General features: G+C 47.8%; 18 protein-coding genes and 1 tRNA gene. 13 read left to right on the top strand and 6 right to left on the bottom strand.

Annotation, left to right across the window (positions count from 1 at the left end):
- Window positions 1-21: 21 nt before the first annotated feature.
- The 3 genes from QZV31_RS07230 (at window position 22) to dtd (ending at window position 2,339) form a co-directional block, all read left to right on the top strand.
- Window positions 22-672, top strand: coding sequence for a histidine phosphatase family protein (locus QZV31_RS07230; protein WP_295359397.1), 651 nt, complete (start codon window positions 22-24; stop codon window positions 670-672).
- 226 nt (window positions 673-898) lie between these two features.
- Window positions 899-1,729 (top strand): MetQ/NlpA family ABC transporter substrate-binding protein, encoded by an 831-nt coding sequence (locus QZV31_RS07225; protein WP_295359396.1) that lies wholly within the window; start codon window positions 899-901, stop codon window positions 1,727-1,729.
- Between the two features lie 166 nt (window positions 1,730-1,895).
- On the top strand, window positions 1,896-2,339 hold the full coding sequence (dtd, locus tag QZV31_RS07220) for a D-aminoacyl-tRNA deacylase (protein WP_093729343.1): 444 nt from the start codon (window positions 1,896-1,898) through the stop codon (window positions 2,337-2,339).
- Between the two features lie 117 nt (window positions 2,340-2,456).
- Here the strand turns inward: dtd and QZV31_RS07215 are convergent, their stop codons facing one another.
- Window positions 2,457-2,813: a TM2 domain-containing protein gene (locus QZV31_RS07215; RefSeq protein ID WP_295359395.1), complete on the bottom strand. Its 357-nt coding sequence runs from the start codon at window positions 2,811-2,813 to the stop codon at window positions 2,457-2,459.
- Window positions 2,814-3,194: 381 nt separating this feature from the next.
- On the opposite strand from QZV31_RS07215, the gene QZV31_RS07210 reads away from it, so the two are divergent.
- The 5 genes from QZV31_RS07210 to QZV31_RS07190 all read left to right on the top strand — a co-directional run bounded on the left by QZV31_RS07210 (window position 3,195) and on the right by QZV31_RS07190 (window position 8,547).
- Window positions 3,195-3,908, top strand: coding sequence for a metallophosphoesterase (locus QZV31_RS07210; protein WP_295359394.1), 714 nt, complete (start codon window positions 3,195-3,197; stop codon window positions 3,906-3,908).
- A 74-nt stretch (window positions 3,909-3,982) separates the two neighbouring features.
- Window positions 3,983-4,059: transfer RNA gene (locus QZV31_RS07205), tRNA-Arg, on the top strand.
- A 78-nt stretch (window positions 4,060-4,137) separates the two neighbouring features.
- Window positions 4,138-4,692 (top strand): NAD(P)H-dependent oxidoreductase, encoded by a 555-nt coding sequence (locus QZV31_RS07200; protein ID WP_295359393.1) that lies wholly within the window; start codon window positions 4,138-4,140, stop codon window positions 4,690-4,692.
- Window positions 4,693-4,980: 288 nt separating this feature from the next.
- A complete protein-coding gene (locus QZV31_RS07195) occupies window positions 4,981-7,893 on the top strand; it encodes an EAL domain-containing protein (RefSeq protein ID WP_295359392.1) in 2,913 nt (970 codons plus the stop codon).
- 153 nt (window positions 7,894-8,046) lie between these two features.
- The gene (locus QZV31_RS07190) at window positions 8,047-8,547 is read left to right on the top strand and encodes a hypothetical protein (RefSeq protein ID WP_295359391.1); all 501 of its coding nucleotides are present in this window, start codon (window positions 8,047-8,049) and stop codon (window positions 8,545-8,547) included.
- Between the two features lie 215 nt (window positions 8,548-8,762).
- Here QZV31_RS07190 and QZV31_RS07185 read toward each other — a convergent pair whose 3' ends face one another.
- From QZV31_RS07185 to QZV31_RS07165, 5 genes are all read right to left on the bottom strand, one after another.
- Window positions 8,763-9,872, bottom strand: coding sequence for an ABC transporter ATP-binding protein (locus QZV31_RS07185; protein WP_295359390.1), 1,110 nt, complete (start codon window positions 9,870-9,872; stop codon window positions 8,763-8,765).
- 3 nt (window positions 9,873-9,875) lie between these two features.
- Window positions 9,876-11,600, bottom strand: coding sequence for an iron ABC transporter permease (locus tag QZV31_RS07180; protein ID WP_295359389.1), 1,725 nt, complete (start codon window positions 11,598-11,600; stop codon window positions 9,876-9,878).
- On the bottom strand, window positions 11,597-12,688 hold the full coding sequence (locus QZV31_RS07175; protein WP_093729316.1) for an ABC transporter ATP-binding protein: 1,092 nt from the start codon (window positions 12,686-12,688) through the stop codon (window positions 11,597-11,599). The genes QZV31_RS07180 and QZV31_RS07175 overlap by 4 nt, the downstream gene beginning before the upstream one ends.
- Before the next feature lie 157 nt (window positions 12,689-12,845).
- Window positions 12,846-13,895 (bottom strand): ABC transporter substrate-binding protein, encoded by a 1,050-nt coding sequence (locus tag QZV31_RS07170; RefSeq protein ID WP_295359388.1) that lies wholly within the window; start codon window positions 13,893-13,895, stop codon window positions 12,846-12,848.
- A gap of 222 nt (window positions 13,896-14,117) precedes the next feature.
- Window positions 14,118-14,498: a hypothetical protein gene (locus QZV31_RS07165; protein WP_295359387.1), complete on the bottom strand. Its 381-nt coding sequence runs from the start codon at window positions 14,496-14,498 to the stop codon at window positions 14,118-14,120.
- 253 nt (window positions 14,499-14,751) lie between these two features.
- On the opposite strand from QZV31_RS07165, the gene QZV31_RS07160 reads away from it, so the two are divergent.
- The 5 genes from QZV31_RS07160 (at window position 14,752) to QZV31_RS07140 (ending at window position 22,149) form a co-directional block, all read left to right on the top strand.
- Window positions 14,752-16,374, top strand: a complete 1,623-nt coding sequence (locus QZV31_RS07160; RefSeq protein WP_295359386.1) for a radical SAM protein — start codon at window positions 14,752-14,754, stop codon at window positions 16,372-16,374.
- A 45-nt stretch (window positions 16,375-16,419) separates the two neighbouring features.
- Window positions 16,420-16,875 (top strand): low molecular weight protein-tyrosine-phosphatase, encoded by a 456-nt coding sequence (locus QZV31_RS07155; protein WP_295359385.1) that lies wholly within the window; start codon window positions 16,420-16,422, stop codon window positions 16,873-16,875.
- Window positions 16,876-17,302: 427 nt separating this feature from the next.
- Window positions 17,303-17,773: a TM2 domain-containing protein gene (locus tag QZV31_RS07150; RefSeq protein ID WP_295359384.1), complete on the top strand. Its 471-nt coding sequence runs from the start codon at window positions 17,303-17,305 to the stop codon at window positions 17,771-17,773.
- A gap of 482 nt (window positions 17,774-18,255) precedes the next feature.
- Window positions 18,256-20,511, top strand: a complete 2,256-nt coding sequence (locus QZV31_RS07145) for an AAA family ATPase (RefSeq protein ID WP_295359383.1) — start codon at window positions 18,256-18,258, stop codon at window positions 20,509-20,511.
- Between the two features lie 180 nt (window positions 20,512-20,691).
- Window positions 20,692-22,149, top strand: coding sequence for a class I SAM-dependent DNA methyltransferase (locus QZV31_RS07140; protein WP_295359382.1), 1,458 nt, complete (start codon window positions 20,692-20,694; stop codon window positions 22,147-22,149).
- The last annotated feature ends 95 nt before the right edge of the window (window positions 22,150-22,244 follow it).

Raw genomic sequence — 22,244 nt, 5'->3', positions numbered from 1 at the left:
GCGGGAGAAAAGGATTATTGTATGAAGACAACAGTCATATTGATTCGTCACGGGGAAACAGAGTGGAATGTACTGCACCGGTTTCAGGGCCTTTCGGACATTCCCCTGAATGATACGGGAAGGCAGCAGGCCGGTTTTGCAAAAAACGGTCTGCAGAATATAACATTGAACGCTATTTACACCAGTCCGTTGCAGCGGGCGGTGGAAACCGCGGAGATTATCCGGGGCGACAGAAGGATTCCTGTGTATCCCACAGAAGGGCTGCAGGAAATGGGCGTGGGCGAGTGGGAAGGCCTGCTGGTATCGGAAATAGATGAAAAGTATCCGGGCTGGTATGATGTCTGGCGCACCGCTCCCACAAAAGTCGGACTCAAAGGCGGAGAACCGTTTACGGAAACACAGAAGCGGGCCTGGAAAACCTTTTGGGAAATTGTAAAAAAGCATGAAGGAAAAACCGTGCTGATCGTATCTCACATGATGTGTATCAGCAGTATCCTTCTGACCATTGCGGGCATTCCGCTGGATGAAATCTGGCAGCATCCCATCGGCAATGGCGCCTTAAATATTGTGGAAGTGGATGGGGATCGCAAAGCGGTCATTACAGACTGGAGCCGGGACGATCATATTCCGGAAGAATTCCGATTGAAACAGCCTTTTGGCAGACCGAAATAGCCTTTTAATCAGCGTGGAAAAGCAGGAGACTTTGCTTTCGGAAGTCTGTTGAGTGTAACTTCCTGTACAATCTGTCAAAGAATTCGGATTCGCTGGATAAAATTGTTAACTGATTCACAAATTTTATTGACAGAACAGTAAAGTTGGTTATAATTTGAAATAATAGTTCTATATCATACTTTTTACATATGATATGAGAAGAAAAGGAAATTGGAGGGGATTTCATATGTTTTTGAAAAAAGTTTCACTGATTCTGGCAACGGCTCTTCTGGCGTTCAGCCTGACGGGCTGCGGTGGCGGAGACAAGAAAGAAGAAAAGAAAGCACCGGCAGCAGATAAGCCGATCAAGATTGGCGTAACCGCAGGACCGCATGCGGAAATCATGGACAACGTAAAGAAACTGGCGGAAAAGCAGGGCCTGAAGATCGAAGTGGTGGAATTTAACGATTTCGTAACGCCTAACGTAGCCCTGAACCAGGGCGAACTGTTTGCCAACAGCATGCAGCATGCGCCGTATCTGGCGGCGACCCTGAAAAAGGAACCCAGCTTTAAGTTAAAAGAATGCTTTAAGACCGTAATTTTCCCGATGGCCGTATATTCCACCAAAGTGAAAAAGGGCGAGACCATTCCCGACGGCGCAACGGTTGCAATTCCCAACGATCCGTCCAACGGCGGCCGCGCGCTGCTGATGCTGGACAATGCGGGACTGATCAAAGTGAAAGATAAAACAAATTCCGTTACCGCATTAACGGACGTGGTGGAAAACAAACACAACTTTAAATTCCAGGAGCTGGACGCAGCCGGCATTCCCAGAAGCATTAAAGACGTGACCATTGCCTGCATCAATGTAAACTACGCGCTGCCTGCGGGACTGAATCCTCTGAAGGACGCTATCATTGTGGAAGGCGCGGACAATCCCTATGTAAATATTTTTGTTACAACGGAAAAGAATTTCAACGATCCGCGGATCAAACAGATTGAGAAAGTGTACCGTTCGGAAGAAAACAAGAAGTTTATTATTGACCATTTCAAGGGCAGCATTCTCAGCGCATGGTAATTACATATTGTTTATAAACAAATTCCCCAATTGCAGTTTGCGATTGCAATTGGGGAATCGTTTTTTGCAGGGATTGTACAGAAAAAATGTTGCAGGCCGATGTATGCAATGATATTATATATAACACATGTAAGAAAAATAAAAAACAAGGAGCAGGAGTGATTCGATGAGAGCCGTAGTAACCAGGGTAAAAGAAGCGTCGGTAGTAATTGAAGGAAACGTTACGGGAAAGATTGGGCAGGGTTTTCTGATCCTGTTGGGCATCGGGCCTGAAGATACGGAAGCCATAGCGGATAAGATGGCGGAAAAGATTTGTAACTGCCGCGTTTTTGAAGATGAAAACGGAAAGATGAATCTGAGCCTGGACCAGGTGGGCGGCGCCCTTTTGGTGATTTCCCAGTTCACCCTCTATGCTGACCTGAAGAAACGCCGTCCCGGCTTTTCCCACGCGGCCAAACCGGAGCAGGCGGTTCCCCTGTACGAAAAATTTATGGAGACCTGCCGCGCCAGAGGTTTTGCAGTGGAACACGGAGAATTCGGCGCCGACATGCAGGTACATTCCGTAAACGACGGACCGGTTACGCTGCTGTTTGACAGCGCGGAAATGTGAGTAAACACAAATTCTGTCATGACAAATCCATAAAAAATAAACCGGCATGTTGCAGATGCCGGTTTTGTTTTTGATGACTTTCAGAGTAAAGCATGCCTGAAAAATCTGCCGGAATGATCAGGAAGCTTTATACTCCGCGTCAATCGTTTCGCTGTGCAGTTTCTGCGGCTTGGGGTAAAGCAGAATGGCATCGTGAATGACCTGTTTGGCAATTTCACGGTTACACTCGGCGACCAGGCTTTTCATGCGGAAAAGATCAATGAGCCACCAGGCAAAGCCGATGTAAATATAACACAGCGCCCACAAAAAGATGTTTTTGAACGGTTTGTTCAAATAAAAATAATGCGCCCCGAACAGTACCCAGAAAATATAAGCAGACGAAAGAGATTTTTCTTTTACAGGCAGCGTCTGTATTACATACTGCTGCTGCTGTTCGGTTAAATTCTGAATTTCCAATCTGGTCTGTGCGTCCATTGTTGTTCCTCCTGAAACGATACATAATGCGGAAAGCCGGCTGTGATTTCAAATCGGACTGCAAAGATGCTGCGGGCTTCAGCCGTTTTCCGTGCGCCTGTGCGCATACGCTAATGTGTTATCGAGAGGGACCGGACAAGCATCTCTGCCGGACCGACTTCATTATAAGGAAAATGGTATGGGAATTTGTAACAAAAGTTAGGCAAAACTGTGAAGAAACTATGTACATGGTATGGGGAGCAAATGGAATGTGCATGCCGTTCATTTTCAAAAAGTTTTTGTTTCGCGGGATTTGTGATACAATGATAAAAACAGGAGAAGGAAAGCTTTCACGTATTCATCTTTGGATGGTTGCGGAATCAATGAGCGGAGGAGAACAACGTGCACATTTATGCCATAGGGGATCTGCATTTTTCCGGAGTTCCCGAAACAAAACCCATGACGGTGTTCGGGGAGCACTGGCAGCATCACCGGCAACGCATTATGGAAAACTGGAAACAGACCGTTGAACCGGAAGACGTGGTCATTCTCTGCGGCGATATTTCCTGGGCCATGAAGCTGACGGACGCGGTGCAGGATGATCTGCGTTTTATAGCGGAACTGCCGGGGAAGAAAGTGATGCTGCGTGGCAACCACGATTACTGGTGGACCGGTCTTTCCAAAATGAAACAGGCGACAGGAAACGCCTTCTTCTTTCTGCAAAATAATTTTTATCCGGTAAACACGGAAACAGCAAAGCTTGCCATCTGCGGTTCAAGGGCCTGGCTGACGCCCGCCTGTGAAGGTTACAAGCCGGAAACCGACGACAGTATCCTCCGTCATGAAGCGTTGCGGATCAGAGCTTCGCTGGACGCTGCCAAAAAAGAAGGGTACGATGAAATCCTGCTGGCCTTGCATTATCCGCCTTTTTATTCGGCGGAAGAGGACTCTGTTTTCAAACAGATGATTGACGAATACAACGTGAAGACCTGCGTGTTCGGTCACATTCACGGCGCGGAAGGGGCGGCTTCCATCTTTGAAGGGGAACGGGACGGCTGCCGTTATAAACTGGTTTCCGCCGATACGCAAAATTTTACGCCGGTGCTGATACAATAAATTTCTGTAAAAAGTATTGACAATCCCTTTCATTTTAGTTATAATAGCTTTGCTGTTGAAATCAGCGATAATGTGACTCCGTAGCTCAGCTGGATAGAGCGTTTGGCTACGAACCAAAAGGTCGGGGGTTCGAATCCCTCCGGGGCCACCATTGTAAATCCAGTAGCTATGCAGAGTTCAAACTGCATAGCTATTTTTATTTTCAATCAATCAGAAAGGGCGTTTTATCATGGTCTTATATATTGATGCCTGTGTTCGGAAAAACTCACGTACAAGACGCCTTGCGGACTGTCTTTTGAACACGCTGAACGCTCCGTATACGCGGCTGCGTCTGGAGGAATGTGTTTTCCCGACGGTGGATGAGGCGTTTCTTGAAAAAAGGGATCGCCTTTTGCGGGAAGGGGATTTTGACAATCCTGTCTTTGCCTATGCAAGGCAGTTCGCGCAAGCCGATGAGATCATTATTGCTGCTCCTTTTTGGGATCTGTCCTTTCCTGCAGTTCTGAAGTCGTATATGGAGCAGATCAACGTGGTCGGCATAACCTTTCGGTACACGCCGGATGGGATTCCGGAAGGCTTGTGCCGGGCGGAACGGCTGTACTATGTCACGACGGCCGGCGGGGACTTCTTCCCGGAACAATATGGATTTGGGTACATTCAAGCGTTGGCGCAAAACTTTTATCATATTAAGGACGTTAAATTGATCAAAGCGACAGGACTTGATATCGAAGGTGCGCCGGTGGAAAAAATACTGCGGCACTGTGAGGAAGAAATTAGAAGATGATTCGCATGGATGCTCTGACTTTGATTAAGATCCGACACAGCACACGCAAATTTTTGCAGAAACCGATAGAGAAAGAAAAGTTTGACCAGACAGTTGCAAAGGATTCGGTAACCACGCAGGTATAAGGCTTGCGTGGTTATTTTTGTTTTCCTTCAGGCTGGAAAAATTCCTTAAAAAGTGTTATAATAATTAAGTAGTTTGATTTTTAAGAATCGTTCGTCGTATATATTTTTTATATTCATGCAGTAAAATATTACTGTTTTATACATGGACACGGAGGCGGATATTATGCGATGCAAAAGGATGCTCGGGGTTTTGCTGAGTGTAATCACTTTGCTGACCATGGCAGTATCTTTCACAGCATGTGCGCATGAACGGGCGCAAAAGCTTGTGCGGGTTGGCTGGTACGATTCGGCGTTTCACCGCCGGGATCAGTTCGGGCGGCGCTCCGGTTACGGCTACGAATACCAGCAGCGCATTGCAACCTACACCGGCTGGAAGTATGAATATGTAGAAGGCAGCTGGTCAACACTGCTGGAAAAACTGATTGCGGGAGAAATCGACATCCTCAGCGATGTGTCTTATACTCCGAAGCGGGCGGAAAAGATTCTCTATTCCGCAGAAGCGATGGGCGCGGAGGGATATCATGTCTTTATTACGCCCAATAACAATGAAATCAGGCCGGACGACTTTTCCACCTTTAATGGAAAACGTGTGGGCGTTAACAAGAACAGTATTCAGGAGCAGCTTTTTAAGCAGTGGGTCGAAAAACATAATGTGCACCCGATCATCGTAGAATTGACGGCCAAAACCCCCAAGCTGCTGGAGATGCTTAAAAACGGTGAAATCGATATGCTGGTGACCCTGGACACCTATGGCAACTCTGCCGATGTGGTGCCGGTAGTCAAGGTCGGCTTTGCGGAATCGTTCTTTGGCATTAACAAGAACCGTCCCGATTTGAAAAGCGATCTGGACACTGCCATGAACCGCATTTTTGAAGAGAACCGGGATTTTAACCAGCAGATGACCCAGAAGTTTAACCGGTCCAGTGCCGTAAACAAGTTCCTTACGATGGAAGAACGGGAATGGCTGTCGCAACACGGTACGATCCGTGTAGGGTATCGGGATCATTTTCTCCCCTTCTGTAAGCAGGACGAGAACAGTAAAAAACTTGTGGGCGCCCTGGCGGATTATATCACGTTTGCGGAGAAAGCAGAAAAGAATGCGAAACCCACCTTTGAACCCAGGGCGTATGCTACAACGGAAGCCGCCTTGCAGGCGTTGGCCAAAGGCGAAATCGACTGTGTGTTCCCCATAGCTCTCAGCGCCTATGACGGCGAGCAGCGGGGCATCATTATTACCGATCCTCTTATCAGTACGGAAATGTTCGCCGTAGTCCGTACGGATGATCACAGGGGCATTGTAGTGGATAAGGAAATGAAGGTTGCTGTCGTGGAAGGTAACCCCGGGTACGATACCTTTCTGAAAGATCATTTCCCCAAATGGAAGGCAAAATATTATAAAGATATTCAGTCTGCTTATCAGGCGGTGGCCAACGGCGAGGCAGATTATAGTTTGGTGAGCAACTACCGTATCGGTTTGGAAAGCAATTTGTTTGAAAAATACAAATTGTCTGTCCTCACAACTAACAAAAACCGGGATTTGTCTTTTGCAGTCCGCAAAAAAGACGACTGCCTGTATTCGATCCTCAACAAAATCAATCATGTCATTCCGGAAACGTCTCTCAATTCCGCGCTGAACAATTATGCTTTCCGGGATACGAAGGTTACGTTGTCCGATTTTGTGAGAGACAATCTGGGCTACGTAGTGGCTCTGGTTGCCAGCATTGTCGCCATAGTTTTCTGGATGCAGATACGGAATATGCAGTCGGAAGAAAAAGCGGAAGAAGGCCGTCAGATTATTTCCGAAACGGAACACGACCATCTGACCGGGCTGTATAACTGGAACTTTTTCCTCGTATACGCCAGCCGGCTTTGTCGCGAACATCCCGAGCAGCCAAGGGACGCGGTCGTCATGAATATTGAACGGTTCCATTCCATCAACGCGCTGCATGGACGGGACTTTGGGGACAAGGTATTACGTGAACTGGGCGATGAGATCAGCCGGTTCGCTGAGGAAACGGGCAGTATAGCCAGCCGGTATGAGGCGGACCGTTTTGATATCTACAGCCCTCACCGGGAAGACTGGCAGGCACAGCTGGAACGGTTCCAGGCACGCATGGACAAACTCTTCCATAATGCCAACATCTCGCTGCGCATGGGGGTGAAGCCCTGGCAAAAGGATATGGAACCGGTTACCCAGTTTGACCTGGCCCGTACCGCCTGCAACAAGATGCGCGGAACGTTCAAAACCCAGGCGGCGATTTTTGACGCTAAGATGGAAAAACGGGAAAACCGGGATCAGCGTCTTCTAAATGACCTGAACCGTGCCTTGGAGAAGGGAGAGCTGGAGGTTTACTACCAGCCCAAATATGATATTCAGGCGGAACATCCGCGCCTGTCCAGCGCTGAGGCGCTTGTCCGCTGGCGGCATCCGGAACTGGGCCTGCTTTCACCGGCCGATTTTGTCCCTCTGTTTGAGCAAAGCGGGCAGATCACCGAACTGGATAACTATGTATGGAAAGAAGCTGCCCGGCAGATTGCCACCTGGCGCAGCCGGCACGGCGTGGTCATGCCGGTATCCGTCAACCTCTCCCGGGTGGATGTGTTCGACCCGAACCTGATGGAAATTCTTGACGGGATCATCGCAAGGCATGAGCTGCAGGCCGGGGATATCAAGCTGGAGGTCACCGAATCCGCTTATACCGAAAACGCGGAGCAGCTGATTCAGGTTATTGAAGAATTGCGGGCCAAAGGGTATAAAATCGAAATGGACGATTTCGGTTCCGGCTATTCCTCCCTGAACATGCTTTCTTCCATGCCGATTGACGTTTTAAAGATGGACATTGCGTTCATCCGGAACATCGAACGGAATGAAAAGGATTTCCGTCTTGTGGAATTGATCGTAGACATTGCCCGTTCCCTGAAGGTTCCTGTTATCGCCGAAGGCGTGGAGACGGCAGGGCAGCTGAACCTGTTGCGGAACGCGGGCTGCAATCTGGTGCAGGGGTATTATTTCTCCGCACCGCTGCCTGCTGCTGAATTCGAACGGAAGATACTCAGTGAAGTCGAAAAGGCTTGAAAAGAGGGAAGCATGGATTCATAAAGTTATGAACAAGGGCGCTGATTTTTACGGTCAGCGCCCTTTGCATTTTTTGTGATCCGCACTCTCTAAAAAATAATGTAAAATTTCTTGTTAAGTGTTATAATTAAAATACTGAAGGAGGTGTGTTTCATGAAACACGTAGTTAAAAAATCTATGATGGTTGCAGGCGTTCTGGCCTGTCTGTTTGCTTCTACAGCGCTTGCGCAAACGGTAACGCCGAGCCCGGAACAGGATAAGGCGACCCAGACGGCAGCGCCGCAGGAAAACAAGGATTATGACGCAGCCCACGGTTATAAGAATGAAGCTGCCAAAGAACTGAAAAAGGAAGCGGCAGAAAAGAAAGAAGAGCAGGTTAAGGCGGAAAAGAATGCCGCGTGGGAACGGGACAAAGAAACCCAGAAAGAAGCGGTAAAAGAAAATAAAGACTATGACGCGTCCCACGGTTATAAGAATGAATCTGTCAAACAGCTGAAAGAAGAAGCCGCAGAAAAGAAAATAGAAGCGGCAGCGAAAAATGAAGAGCAGATTAAGGCGGAAAAGAATGCCGCATGGGAACGGGATAAAGCAACCCAGGCCGAAGCGTTAAAGGAAAACAAAGACTATGACGCTGCCCACGGATACGCAAAATAAAATACGATACGCTGAAGTCTCCTGCGTTGCAAATAGCGCAGGAGACTATTACATTTTCAAAACATACTACCGTGGTGAAAAAAATCCCCCAATTACGAAGTTGTAATTGGGGGAATAATTTTTATTGAGATACAGAACAGACGCTTCGGTTTCGCGTCAACGGTTTGTCAGCATGTGTCGGGTAAAAATTGAAAAATGACTTACGGTGACACAACTTACACTAACTGCCGTTTCGCGCGTTCCGCTTCAGCGCTTTCATCTTCTTCCGGATACCACATAACGTGGGTGAAGTCCACATAACATTCTTCGCCTTTGCCGAAGGCAATGCGGTGCGGCGTCTGGATCTTCAGAAGCTGGTCGCCCATCGGTACCAGATACTCGGTGGTATCGGTCAGGAACACGCGGCTGTAAATGTGTGTCTTGAAACCGTGGTCCCGGTTCAGGTCGATGGCGTTGGGCCGGGTGGCTACCACCATTTCCCTGTCGGCATGTTCCGGAATGGTCAGCGGCAGCGGATTCTGCATGTCGCCCCGGGCGTAGACCTGGCCGTGATCCAGCACTACGTGCAGGAAGGTGGACTGGCCCAGGAAGTTGTGCACGAAACGGTTCACCGGTTTGTTGTACAGATTGGACGGGGTGTCGATCTGCATGATGTTGCCCATGTCGCAGACCATCATCCGGTCGGAGATGGCCATGGCTTCACTCTGGTCGTGGGTTACAAAGATAACGGTGAAACCGAACTTGCGCTGCAGGGCCTTGATTTCGAAACGCATGCTTTCCCGCAGTTTGGGGTCAAGGTTGGACAGCGGTTCGTCCAGCAGCATGACCTTGGGGTTGGTGACGATGGCCCGGGCTAAGGCGATACGCTGCTGCTGTCCGCCGGACAGGTCAGAAGGATACACGTCTTCCATGTTGTCCAGACTGGTGTGATGCAGCGCTTCCTTTACCCGTTTGCGGATCTCATCGTGAGGAACCTTTTTGATCTGCAGGGGGAAAGCCACGTTGTCAAAAATATTCATGTGGGGCCAGACTGCGAAAGCCTGGAATACCATGCCCAGTCCCCGCTTTTCGGGAGGAACGTAGAGGTTTTTTTCTTTGATGGAAACCGGCTGGCCGCAGAGGTGGATCTCACCTTCCGACAAGTCTTCGAAACCCGCGATCATACGCAGGGTCGTGGTCTTGCCGCAGCCGGAGGGACCTAAGAACGAAAAGCATTCGCCCTCGTGGATGTTGAGATTGAAATCGTTTACCGCCGTTACCGTGCCCAGGGTCTTGGTGGTAAAACGTTTGGTTACATGTTTTAAGATAATCTGATCTTCCGCCATGTTTTACACACCCTTTCTGTCTTTGGTAATCTGGGTTACGATAAAGTTGCAGACGATAATGATGAGGATCGCGATGGCAGCCAGCGCGGATGCCTGGGGAATCTGACCGGAGTCACGCAGTGCGAAGATCTGCACGCCCAGGGTACGGGTATAAGGACCGTACAACAGGATGGACGTGGTCAGCTCGCGCATGGAGGGCAGGAAAATCAGGAAGAAGCCTGCTACCATGGCGGGACGGATCAACGGCAGCGTTACGTCTTTCAGGGATTCCGTATGGGACGCGCCGCAGGCCCTTGCCGCTTCTTCCAGGGAAGGATGCACCTGCTGCAGCGAGGCGGAAGCGCTCTTCATGGAGAAGGACAGGTAACGGGCCATGTAGGCTACCAGGATGATCCAGATGGTGTTGTAGAGGCTGATGCCCCACAGCGCGCCGGACCAGGCCAGGATTACGCCGATAGCCAGTACGGTGCCGGGAATGGAGTAAGGAAGTACGGAGAGCATTTCCAGAATTTCTTTCCCTCTGGGTTTGATCTTAATAACAACATACGCCACCATAACGCCAAGGAACATACAGATGACACCGGCGGAGATGGAAAGGAACAGGGAATTGCGGATGGAATCCATGGTCGCCTTGCTGGTAGCCAGATTCTGGAAGTTCTCCAGCGTAAAGTTTTCCGGGATAAGCGGCAGGCCATAGGCTTTGACCAGGCCTTCCAGGAAAATCATGATCAGGGGAACCAGTACGATGACGATCAGGGTGATGACCGATAAGAACAGCAGCGGATATTTTGCGCCGCGCAGTTTGATCAGGGTAGGACGCATGCTCTTGCCCTTGATGATGTCGTAGGACCCGGAGCTGAGGACGATCTTCTGTAAAATCAGCGCCATGGCTACGACGAATACCAGCAGGATAGAGAGGGCCGCGCCCTGACGGATGCCTTCGAAACTGCCGCCCGCCCGGTCGATGCAGGCGTAAATTACGGTGGGCAGTGTGTAGATCTGTTTGGAGAAACCTAAGATAGCCGGAACACCAAAGTGCGCCAGGGAGGAGATCAGGATCAGCAGAGCGCCGGCGGAAATGGCCGGGGTCACCAGCGGGATCGTGATCTTACGGATAACCGTGCCCTGTGAGGCGCCGGCGATACGGGCGGATTCTTCCAGGGTGGGGTCCATGCGTTCCAGCGCAGAAACCACCTGCATGAACACGAAGGGGAAATAGTAGGAAACTTCCACGAAGATGATGCCCCACAGGGAGTTGATGTTCAGCGGGGCGGTTTCAAAACCGAAGGTGTTCATCAGCCAGGTGTTCACATAGCCGCCGCGTCCGGATAGCAGCATGTCCCAGGCCATGGCCCCGAAGAAAGGCGGGAACATGTAAGGGATCATGAACAGGGCCCGCATGAGGCCTTTACAGGGGATGTCGCTGCGGCCCAGCAGCCAGGCGTAGAACAGGCCCACGATGGTGCCGAAGATGGTCACCGCAACCCCGATGATGACGGTGTTGGTCATGGCTTCCACATTGTCTTTGCTGAATACCACCGTCTGGAACATTTCAATATCGAATTTCCCCTCAAAGAAGAACGCATTGTACACAATCATGAAGATGGGGATAAATACGATGACGAACAGCAGGACAAAGCTGACCAGGGTCATGGCCTTATCCAGTCCGAAGGTTGCGCCGTCCAGAGCAGCTAAGTCTGACGTTTTGCGTGATTTACCGATATTCATGCGTTGCCTCCTTTCTGCTCTTTAGCCGGATAATAACGGGGCTGCAGAAAACGCAGGCCGACTTCCTGTCCTTCCTTCACTTCGCCGTGCTGGATTACATCCAGGGCGTTTTGCTGTACCCGCAGGTCCCGGTTGCCTAACTGGATAAAGTAGTTGTACTCGCTGCCCAGAAAGACGGAACTGCGGACTTTGGCACGGATGGGGGATGTGTTGTCGAAAGCGATATCGTTGGAACGTACGCCCATTTCCATTTTCTGCCCGCCGGCGAAAATGTCCATGGGGCAGTCATCCAACGGATACTTTTCGCCTACGTCGATATAGGCGCGGCCGTTCTGCTGCACCAGGGAAAGGAAATTGGACACGCCGATAAACTCAAAGACAAAACGGTTGGCGGGACGCAGGATGATATCCTCGTCGGCGCCCAGCTGGCACAGATTGCCTTCGTAATCCATGATCGCCATTTTGTCGCAGAGCTGCAGCGCCGCTTCCTGGTCGTGGGTGATGTACAGGATGGTGGTGCCGATATCGTGCTGGATCACCCGGATCTCCTGCAGCATTTCTTCCCGGAGTTTGGCGTCCAGGTTGGTGATGGGTTCGTCCATGACGATGACTTCGTCGCTGCTTACCAGCGCACGGGCGATGGCCACGCGCTGCTGCTGCCCGCCGGAAAGCTGGCTGGGCAGATGATTTTCATATCCTACCATGCGGACCTGTTCCAGGGCATGTTTGGACCGGCGGGCCATTTCGTCCCGGTTCATCCGCATCTTCTTCATAGGATACAGGATATTTTCTAAAACGGTCAGATGGGGCCAGACTGCGTAATCCTGGAACACCACGCCGATGTGGCGGCGTTCGGGGGGCACGTCGATCCGGTCTTTGGCGCTGAATACACAGCGGTCACCCACATAGATGGCGCCTGTCTCGGGTTTGATAAACCCTAACAGGCAGCGCACCAGGGTGGTCTTGCCGCAGCCGGAAGGACCTACCAGGCACATGATCTGGCTTTCTTCCACGGTGAGGGAAAAATTTTTCAGAATGCATTTATCCCCATAGTGGAACGTGATGTTTTCAAAACGGACATCAGCCATAGGTCTTCCTCCATTAATGGTGAAATAGAAAAATGGTGAAGGCAGGGCATCCCCTGTCTTCACCATGAGGTTTCAGGAGACACTTGTTACATCAGTGCTTCCTTAGAATCGGATAGGCGGCAACTAAATTGCTGCCCTTTGCAATTAACGTTACGGATTATTTTTTCTTGAAGATGCCGTCAAACTGTTTCAGCATATCTTTGGAACCGGTTGCCAGTGCCTGCAGGTCAACCTTCATAGCGCGTTTGGCAATGGTTTCGGCGCTTTCGCCCTTCTGTTTTACGTCTTTGCGGACGGACAGCAGGTTGTTGGCAACCAGAACTTCCTGGCCTTCCTTGGAGAGGATGAAGTCAATCAGCAGTTTGCCGTTCTTTTCGTTCTTGGCGCCTTTAACCAAAGCTACAGGGCTGAAAATGGAAACGATGTCTTTGTCCAGATATACAAAGTCGATGGTGGAGCCTTTGGCTTTCAGGTTGTTGGTAACATAGTCCAGGCACATGCCGACTTTGTAAGCGCCGGCCGCGATCTGGTTGTGGGAAGCGGTGGTGCCGGACTGGAGTTCCGTACCGTTGGCTTTCAGTTTTTCAAAGAAAGCAGGACCGTAATCCTTGCTGGCCATCAATGCGCCAACCGCGTATTTGGTGGTGCCGGCTGTGCCAGGGTCGGTCATAACGATCTGGCCTTTCCATTTCGGATCCAGCAAATCGTTCCAGGTCTTGGGAGCTTCTTCCTTCTTTACTTTGGTGGTGTTGTAGGCGATGCCCATGTTCATCATACGGGCGCCGGTGTAGAAGCCTTCCGGATCGATAAAGGCCTTATCGATGTTCTTGGCTTCCGGGGATTCATATTTCTGGAGGATCTTCCCGTCGGCTTTGAATCCGATGTAGTCGGCAGGGTCGCCAACCCAGATTACGTCAGCTGCAACCTGGCCGCCTTTTGCTTCGGTGAAGATTTTGGTTTTAACTTTGCCGGTGCCTGCGAAATAATAATCCATCTTAATGTTGGGATATTTCTTTTCAAAGGCTTTCTTAACCGCGTTCAGCTGGTCTTCCTGCATGGACGAATACAGCATTACGGTATCGGTGGCCGCCGCTGCTTTCGGAGCGTCTTTCTTCGGGGCATCAGGCTTTTTGTCCCCGCCGCCGCAACCGGCCATCATGAGAGCCATAACCAGCATCAGGGAACCAGCAACATACGTTTTTTTCATAAAACTTCTCCTCCTTGATTTTTAAAATTTTAATACGATTTTAAAATTATCATAGGTAATGTAAACTTACGGGAAGCTTACCCTATTATTATAACGCATGCCCATAAATGATTCAATGATTTGTGTGAGTTTTAGAAAACTTTTTTATGAAGGAGACGAATGAATCAGCGTTTCCTGTAATAAAAAAAACGCCCGTTTGGTGACGGGCGGCTATGAGTGCGGTTATCGTCTGAAACCGTGATGCGTATGATGTGCCGACGCCATACGATGTACTTTGCCGTATGATTTAAAACCGGGGCTGTGGCGTTTCATTTGGTGGAGCGGGGCATGCCGTACGGGTTTCCAGGTGTGAGAGACAGGACCTCTGGTATGCATGGCCGGTCTGTGCTTAGCATACCGGTGTTGCATGTGTTTGGCATGAAGCTTATGACCCGGTTTCGCAGTGGGTTTGTAATGACGGTGCAGCGGACGTTTCACCTGCTGCTGTGCCTGCGCAAGGCTCATGCGGCCATTGGCGGCTTCACTGATTCCCGGTAAGAACGAAGTGGCAAGAAAAGCGGCCATGCATGCGGCTGTTACTATTTTTTTGAAGTTGAATTTCATCTTGTTTCGCCTCCTTTTAATCGTTTACGTTGTTTTGTAGAATTTGTCGGATTGATTCAATCCTGTTCGTTGTGATTATAGTAATCGAAAAAAAGGGCGAAAGCTTGACGAAAATATGTATTTTTTGTGTTTAATTATGTTTTACACAGTAAAGATTGTCATGATATAATTTAAAAAATTTATCAGCGTCAATTTTAATGACCCTGCCTTGTATATATAATAGAAATATGTTTAGTAAAAGGAGATGTGAATCATGAGACTAAGCACCTATGAAATCATCCTGCCGCTGGTCGGTACGGATGAAAAACCGATTGAGGGGTACACGCTGCTGACGAACGGCTTGTACGGCGCCGTGGACGTAGTGCCGAAGGAAGACGCGGACAAGCTGCAGGCAGGAGATTTTGCCGGATTGCCCGCCGCGCTGCGGGAACGGCTTATGCTGCGCGGACATATCACCCGAAAAGACGAAGCGGGCGAACTGGCGGACCTGAAACTTCTTTCACGCATCTTCAAGACCATTCAGGGCCGCAGCGGTGTGGGACTGGTCATCATGCCTACCTATGACTGCAATTTCCGCTGCCCGTACTGCTTTGAACAGCACCGGCTGAAGAAAGGGCAGGACTGGCTCGATAACACCATAAGCGATGAGATGATAGAAACCGTTTTCGGCGCGCTGAAGGACTACAGAGCGCGGGGTTATATGGTGAACGGCTGCTCGTTCTATGGCGGGGAACCGTTCCTGGCAAAGAACCTCGGCGTGGTAAAAAAGATTGCCGACAAATGCAGGGAAATGGGCCTGTCTATGGGCGCCATTACCAACGGGTACGATCTGGAAACGTATCTGGACTTCATAGAAGAATACAAGCTGAGAAGCTTACAGGTGACGGTGGATGGCACGGCGGAGCTGAATGACCGCCGGCGTCTCCACAAGGACGGTCTGCCCACCTACGACCGCATCCTGCGCAATGTGGAGCTGGCGCTGCAGCGGGGCGTGAGGGTAAATCTGCGGGTGAACGTGGGCAAAGAGAATCTGCACGGGATGAAGGAACTGATCGATGACCTGAAGGCCCGGGGCTTTATCGCGAAAGAAGAAGAACGGGCCAAAGAGGAAGAGGAACTCAGGAAAACCGACCCCCAGGCGAAGACAAAGCGGGGCGAGTTCTCGTATTACTTTAAGGCGACCACCGATGACGCGCATCCGGAAAAGAATATCAGCGAGCAGGATACCATTGACGAAATGATGAAGATCGGCTTCACAGCGGAGGAAGCAGTTGCCCGCCAGAGCCAGTACAACATGATCTGGAACCGGATGAAGAATCTCTTTAAGAAGGAAGGGTATCCGGATTTCTCCCCGGCGTATTGCGGCGCCGAGATGGGAATGCTGGTGGTGGACCCCTTCGGGAAAGTCTTTTCCTGCTGGGACGTCGTAGGGAAAGACGACCAGGCGACTGGGTATATCCAGCCTGGTATGAGCCGGTTCTTATGGAATTTCAATAAGGCAAAGTGGCGTACCCGTACCGTGGACCTGATACCGGCCTGCCAGAGCTGCCCGTATGCCTTTATCTGCCGGGGCGGCTGCGCTTCCCGTTCCAGCAACGCGTATGATGACTATTTCCGGGAATTCTGCGGCGAGATCCGGGAGATTTTTGCCTTCACGGCATCCCGTTTGGCCGGTCAGGAGTGGGAAAAACGCCGTGCCGCCGCTGCCGCGGGTGAAGCAAGCATGGATGCCTGCGCAGGCGAACTGACACTGTCCCTGGCCGGGCCCGCCTCGCGGTTTACAGAGGCGGAACGGGCGAAGATTATGGAAACAAACAGCCAGAAAGAAATGTTTGATATTGTAAAAGGGGCCGCCTTTTTCCCGGAACCTGAATAAGACAGTGAATAGTTCCGCGTTATCTTTTTTACAAGGGTAAATCATATGATTAAAATTCTGTTTGTCTGTCATGGCAACATCTGCCGTTCACCTATGGCAGAGTTTGTAATGAAAGATATGGTGCGTAAGGCCGGCCTGGAAACCAGGTTTGTGATTGAATCCAAAGCGGCCCGGCGTGATGAGCTGGGGAATGACACGCATTATGGAACCAGAGCCAAGCTGCGGCAGATGGGAATTCCTTTTGCGAAACGCAGGGCCACGCTGCTCAGTAAAGCGGATTACGCCGCGTATGATTACCTGATTGCCATGGATGCGGAAAATGTTCACGATATGCTGCGGCTGTTTGGCGGCGACCCGGAGAAAAAGATAACCATGTTGTTGCAGTTTGCCGGGGAAAACCGGGAGGTGGCCGACCCCTGGTACACGGGAAATTTTGATGAAACCTATGAAGATGTAGTAAAGGGGTGTAAAGGCTTACTGGAGGCAGTGAAGGAAAGATAGTTTTTTGAAACAGTTAGGCCTGGTTCTTTTGGATAAATAGTAATCGTCAGGTTTTATTATTTGTCAAGAGAAAGTAGGTTAGTAAGCAAAATAAGCGAACGTTGAGTATTCATCAATGAAAGCATGAAATTGATGAATTTTAAAACGAGAAAAAGGTTAATCCCTGTCAACACGCGTCACTGGTGGGTTGGCAGGGATTTTTAATTTGCGCATGCAAGAGGAGACTTTTGGACTCACAATGATTTATAATGTAGATAGTGGGGAGGTTCCCCCCTTTTTGATTTCGCAGAAACAATGCAGGTTTTTACAAGATAATTATGAAAGAAGTGACAGGAAAAAGGACAAGAAAATGAAGCATATTGGCTCAGAGACATGGCATTGTCACATTTAATAGTTATAATAAATATAATTAATGGAAAAAATGCAAATGCAGAAAAGAGATGAAGCAGGGATGGATAAAACCGTTTTGAAATACCGGAAAGTAATTTATAATGAAAATACTTTAATGTACACCGTAAAAACAGGCACAGGTGGCAATTATAAAATCTCCACAAATCGTTACCTCATATACGCTAAAGAATATGACAATCAGAAAAAAAGTTCTGTAATAGCTTATATTCTATGGCTTTTCCTGGGGATTTTTGGTGTCCATCGGTTTTATGTCGGTGATTTCTTTAAAGGCATTCTGTTATTTTTTACTCTTGGCGGATTTATAATTGGCTGGCTGGTTGATTTCGTGTTTTTGCAGAAACGAATTGAAGAATACAATGATGCTTTGGAAATCGAATTGTTGGCTAAAGCCATTGAAGATACGCAGACTGATAGAAATCGCGGTGCTAACATAGATAACTCTGTTTATGATGTGCGAAAAGAAATGGATGAAGATGTGGACCTGTAAAGAAGGGAGAAGGAGTTATAATGTTCTTTGACAGACTTGCAAAAGGTTCCAATGAAAAAGACCGAAATAAAGAATTAAATACGACTGGCAAGGATAATGGATCAGACAAGAACTCGAATGTTATAATAAACGGAAAACAAATGCCGCATACTGATACGAAAGATGTAATTATTTCTGACTCTGCTCCTATTCGCGTTAACGTAAATCTCAAGATGGGGATTCAGCCGATAAAAACTCCGGGCGAAATCAAATGGATGTTACATGATGAGTACGATTTATCTGATATACCGGAGCCTTGGTATCGTATTGCCTCTTATATGCAACAATTCTGTAGTTTTTACCGCTCAAAAAATAAGAAGGATTTGCTTCAGATACAGCCAGCCTGCGATTTATTTTATATTCTTAATATGGAAGCAGATGATACGGAGCTTATTGCTGAAGATAATGACGGGGTAACCATCAAGGGGTGGTACGCTCCTGACATGGATATGAATGTGGCATCCTGTGTGGCAGGTTGTATAGAAAAGCGGAATCAGACGTGTCTTTTAAAAAACCGTCGTTTTAAAGCAGCAAACCGTAAAAAAGACGGGTTTGTCCATGAATTCTTAACGTTGCGCTCTTGCAGCAAAGAAACAGAACCCCGTTGTTATCTGGCCAGGACCTGTAAATTTTGCCTTGCCAACATTGCTTCGTATATTCATTATTTGCGTCAGACGGATCCGGAGGAGGAAAAGCGGCAGCGGATGAAATACGCGGCCAAGGCAGTCAAAACGTATCAGGATATGGAGGCCCTGCCGTTCCATTTCTCTGATGACTTTTTGGAAAAGCTTACGGTTTCTTCTGCTTCTTTGCGTTTTGCCAAAAGAATGATTGATATGGGAGCGGTTCTGCCCCATGTTACACTTAACGTAACAGAAGGAACGTATCGCCTTGTCCTGGCTTACCCTCCCTGTCTGGAAGAGTTGTTTTCGAAGGATTATAATGGCGAATTCTCGGAAGAGTATTTGCTGAAACTCTGTGAAGGAAAACCGCTCATCCCCTATTATTTTTGGCGAACGATTACGATTCCTAATGCTGGCATCGAACAGGATGAATTCTTTCTGAAAGTGTTCCATGGTCAGATGATAGACAATGTGGCGATGCTGTTCTGCCTCGTGACATTTGTTTATGATTTGCTGCAGCAGGGCAAGTATGTATCCTATATGACACGCTGTCTTCAGGAAGAGGAAGCTGCAGTGAAAGAGATTGAAAAAGAGTTCCGGCTGGGGGAAAACAGGAATGGTTTTTACGGTTCCGTTGTCGGTTCTGACAAGAAGTCTGTTATGCTAAAGGCGGCGATGCTTTCAATCGCGTTGCAGGCAAAGTGTCCGTACCTGAGTCCTGCCTGCGCTTTTATTTCCCTCACCGATTTTATGGAATCCCTGATGGCCGGCGGCGGTGATGGTTCTTCCGATTCCTTCCATGTGGACTTTTTGGAACCGAAGAGGAACATGATTTATATTCTGGACGGGATTTCGTTTTGGATGCAGTATTCGTTGAAGTTTGCAAATCCGGATTATACCAATAACCGCTCCCGCATGTTGAAACACTGTTTGCAGATTCTACGCGAGTACCGTCCCAGTTCTTATATTATCCTGACGGGAAACCAAAAAGAGATGGATAGCTTTATGCATCTGGACAGTTCGTTCAAAACACTGTTCGGTGAACATCGGATTGCAGTAACCGATATGTCGCCGGAAGAGGTGTATCGTCAGTTTACATCCATGATGGATGGCACAAAGATAGCTGTTGATAAAAATGAATTCATATCGTATGTAGTTAGAAATCTTGACTATTTTCCGTTTGACAATGATTCGCTGGTCTGCTATCTTTCCGATTGCGTGAAAGCGACCGGATATTTGCCGGCTGATTTCAATACCCGCAATGAGCAAACCTTTGAAGAAGCGTTGCATGAAATGGTCGGACTGGAAAACGTAAAGGAGCAGATGATTCGGTTCAGCCATTATGTACGGTTTGTACAGCAGGCGAAGGAATCCAGGATGGACATACCTGCGTCCAATTTCCACATGCTGTTTACAGGGAATCCGGGTACCGGGAAAACCACAGTGGCCCGTATCGTAGCCAGGATGCTGTATGACTGCGGCATTTGCAGGAAGGATAAATTTACGGAAGTCCAGAGTACGGATATGGTGGGCCAGTATTTGGGACAGACCGGGCCGAAGACGAAAGAATTGATTGAGAACGCTATGGATGGCGTATTGTTCATTGACGAGGCTTATGCAATCACGGATGGCGACGGTTCCGGCTCCAACGATTACGGCAAGGAAGCCCTGGCCGTTCTGATTAAGATGATGGAGGATTATAAGGACAGGATTGTTGTAATTTTTGCCGGCTATAAGGATAAGATGGAAACTTTTGTAGATACAAATCCCGGCATGAAATCCCGTATCGGTTACACCTTTGAGTTCCACGATTACAGCGATGCGGAACTGGTGGAAATCTTCTGCCGCAAGGCAAAGAAAGCAGGGTTTGTTCTTGAAAAAGGAGTAAAAGAAAAGATTGGCGAATGCGTGAAGGGAGTATCATCGCAGAAAGATTTTGGTAACGGACGGTATATTGACAAACTGTTTCAGGAAGTATTGGTGGAGCATGCCATGAACCTGGACGGGAATCAAAATTTGAAGATTCTTTCTGTTAACGATATTCCTTCAAGGGGAATGCTTGAAAAAATGTCTTAGGAAACAATGATTATCCGCTTTGAACATGAAAATACTGAAAGGCTGGAAATAATATGGAAAAACAAATGCCGAGCTGATTATTGTTTTTAGTAGTAAGGAATGATAAAATAATTAATTAAGATAAAAATAAAGTGAAACTATCTGAAAATGCAAATTTAATGCACTTAATGAGGTGTAAACATGATTGCCGGTGAATTGCGTAGCAGAGTTGATAAATTATGGGAAATGTTTTGGACTGGTGGAATTACCAATCCGTTAGATGTGATTGAACAAATCACGTATTTAATTTTTATAAGGGAATTGGATATTATTGACGATGAAAAGAGTCACGATGCTCAGTTCTTTGGTACTAAATTTGAAAGCCGTTTTAAGGGAAATGAATTATGCAAGTGGTCAAAATTTAAGCATTTTCCGGCAGAGAAAATGTATGATATTGTCCAAAACAAAGTGTTCCCGTTTATTAAAAATCTCCATGCAGATAAAGAAAGTACATATTCTAAATACATGGCAGATGCCATTTTTAAAATACCGACCCCGCAGCTGTTAGAAAAAATCATTACCGCCATGGATGATATTGATTGGAAGAACAGCGATATTCGCGGGGACTTATATGAATATTTGCTGTCTAAGATTGCAACATCCGGAACAAACGGTCAGTTCCGTACGCCAAGACATATTATCCGCATGATGGTTGAACTGGTTGCACCAAAAACTGACGATATCATTTGTGATCCGGCCTGCGGCACCAGTGGTTTTCTGGTATCAGCTGGTGAGTACATCAATGAAAAGTATAGTGATGATATTTCTTATGACGAAAAAATAATGAATCACTATAATAACGATATGTTCTTCGGTTTCGATATGGATCGGACTATGCTTCGTATTGGGGCCATGAATATGATGACGCATGGTATTGAGAATCCAAATATCCAATACAGAGATAGTCTGTCTGATCAAAACACTGATAATAATAAGTATTCTTTAGTTTTGGCCAATCCACCGTTTAAAGGAAGTCTGGATTATGATGTTGTATCTTCGGATTTGTTGAGAGTCTGTAAGACCAAAAAGACAGAATTACTTTTCTTAGCTTTATTCTTGCGCATTTTACAAAACGGCGGAAGGTGTGCAGCTATCGTTCCTGATGGAGTTTTGTTTGGCTCCTCTAATGCGCATAAGGCAATTCGCAAAGCTATTATTGAGGAAAATCGGTTAGAAGCTGTTATTTCTATGCCAAGTGGCGTGTTTAAGCCCTATGCAGGTGTATCTACTGCTATTTTAATCTTTACCAAGACCGGATACGGCGGTACTGATAATGTTTGGTTCTATGATATGCAGGCTGACGGTTATTCTTTAGACGATAAACGTACAGCCATCCAGGATAATGATATTCCTGATATTATCAACCGATTCCAGAATCTTGAGGATGAGAAAACTCGTAAACGAACAGAAAAATCCTTCTTTGTTCCCAAACAGGAGATTGTTGACAATGGCTATGATTTGTCAATTAACAAATACAAAGTAGTTGAATATAAGTCGGTTGAATATCCGCCTACCAGTCAAATTCTGGAAGAAATCAAGGTTCTCAATAAACAAATTGAATTGGAAACCGCAGAATTGGAAAAACTTTTAAGTCAATAAATTCGGGTTTGTAGGGATGAATGTCGTGAATAAAAAATGGAACTATAAAAAACTTGGAGATGTTTGTACTGTCGAACGGGGTGGATCTCCTAGGC

The organism is uncultured Succiniclasticum sp., assembly GCF_902793885.1.
Classification (GTDB): Bacteria; Bacillota; Negativicutes; order Acidaminococcales; family Acidaminococcaceae; genus Succiniclasticum.
The sequence above is the reverse complement of the archived record's forward strand: the minus strand, read 5'-3'. Positions and strand labels throughout refer to the sequence as shown.

Bases quoted from the DNA above. Each gene is read 5' to 3' on its own strand.
- QZV31_RS07230 (WP_295359397.1), top strand. From the start codon at position 22: ATGAAGACAACAGTCATATTGATTCGTCACGGGGAAACAGAGTGGAAT.
- QZV31_RS07225 (WP_295359396.1), top strand. From the start codon at position 899: ATGTTTTTGAAAAAAGTTTCACTGATTCTGGCAACGGCTCTTCTGGCG.
- dtd (WP_093729343.1), top strand. From the start codon at position 1,896: ATGAGAGCCGTAGTAACCAGGGTAAAAGAAGCGTCGGTAGTAATTGAA.
- QZV31_RS07215 (WP_295359395.1), bottom strand. From the start codon at position 2,813: ATGGACGCACAGACCAGATTGGAAATTCAGAATTTAACCGAACAGCAG.
- QZV31_RS07200 (WP_295359393.1), top strand. From the start codon at position 4,138: ATGGTCTTATATATTGATGCCTGTGTTCGGAAAAACTCACGTACAAGA.
- QZV31_RS07195 (WP_295359392.1), top strand. From the start codon at position 4,981: ATGCGATGCAAAAGGATGCTCGGGGTTTTGCTGAGTGTAATCACTTTG.
- QZV31_RS07190 (WP_295359391.1), top strand. From the start codon at position 8,047: ATGAAACACGTAGTTAAAAAATCTATGATGGTTGCAGGCGTTCTGGCC.
- QZV31_RS07185 (WP_295359390.1), bottom strand. From the start codon at position 9,872: ATGGCGGAAGATCAGATTATCTTAAAACATGTAACCAAACGTTTTACC.
- QZV31_RS07180 (WP_295359389.1), bottom strand. From the start codon at position 11,600: ATGAATATCGGTAAATCACGCAAAACGTCAGACTTAGCTGCTCTGGAC.
- QZV31_RS07175 (WP_093729316.1), bottom strand. From the start codon at position 12,688: ATGGCTGATGTCCGTTTTGAAAACATCACGTTCCACTATGGGGATAAA.
- QZV31_RS07170 (WP_295359388.1), bottom strand. From the start codon at position 13,895: ATGAAAAAAACGTATGTTGCTGGTTCCCTGATGCTGGTTATGGCTCTC.
- QZV31_RS07165 (WP_295359387.1), bottom strand. From the start codon at position 14,498: ATGAAATTCAACTTCAAAAAAATAGTAACAGCCGCATGCATGGCCGCT.
- QZV31_RS07160 (WP_295359386.1), top strand. From the start codon at position 14,752: ATGAGACTAAGCACCTATGAAATCATCCTGCCGCTGGTCGGTACGGAT.
- QZV31_RS07155 (WP_295359385.1), top strand. From the start codon at position 16,420: ATGATTAAAATTCTGTTTGTCTGTCATGGCAACATCTGCCGTTCACCT.
- QZV31_RS07150 (WP_295359384.1), top strand. From the start codon at position 17,303: ATGCAGAAAAGAGATGAAGCAGGGATGGATAAAACCGTTTTGAAATAC.
- QZV31_RS07145 (WP_295359383.1), top strand. From the start codon at position 18,256: ATGGATATGAATGTGGCATCCTGTGTGGCAGGTTGTATAGAAAAGCGG.
- QZV31_RS07140 (WP_295359382.1), top strand. From the start codon at position 20,692: ATGATTGCCGGTGAATTGCGTAGCAGAGTTGATAAATTATGGGAAATG.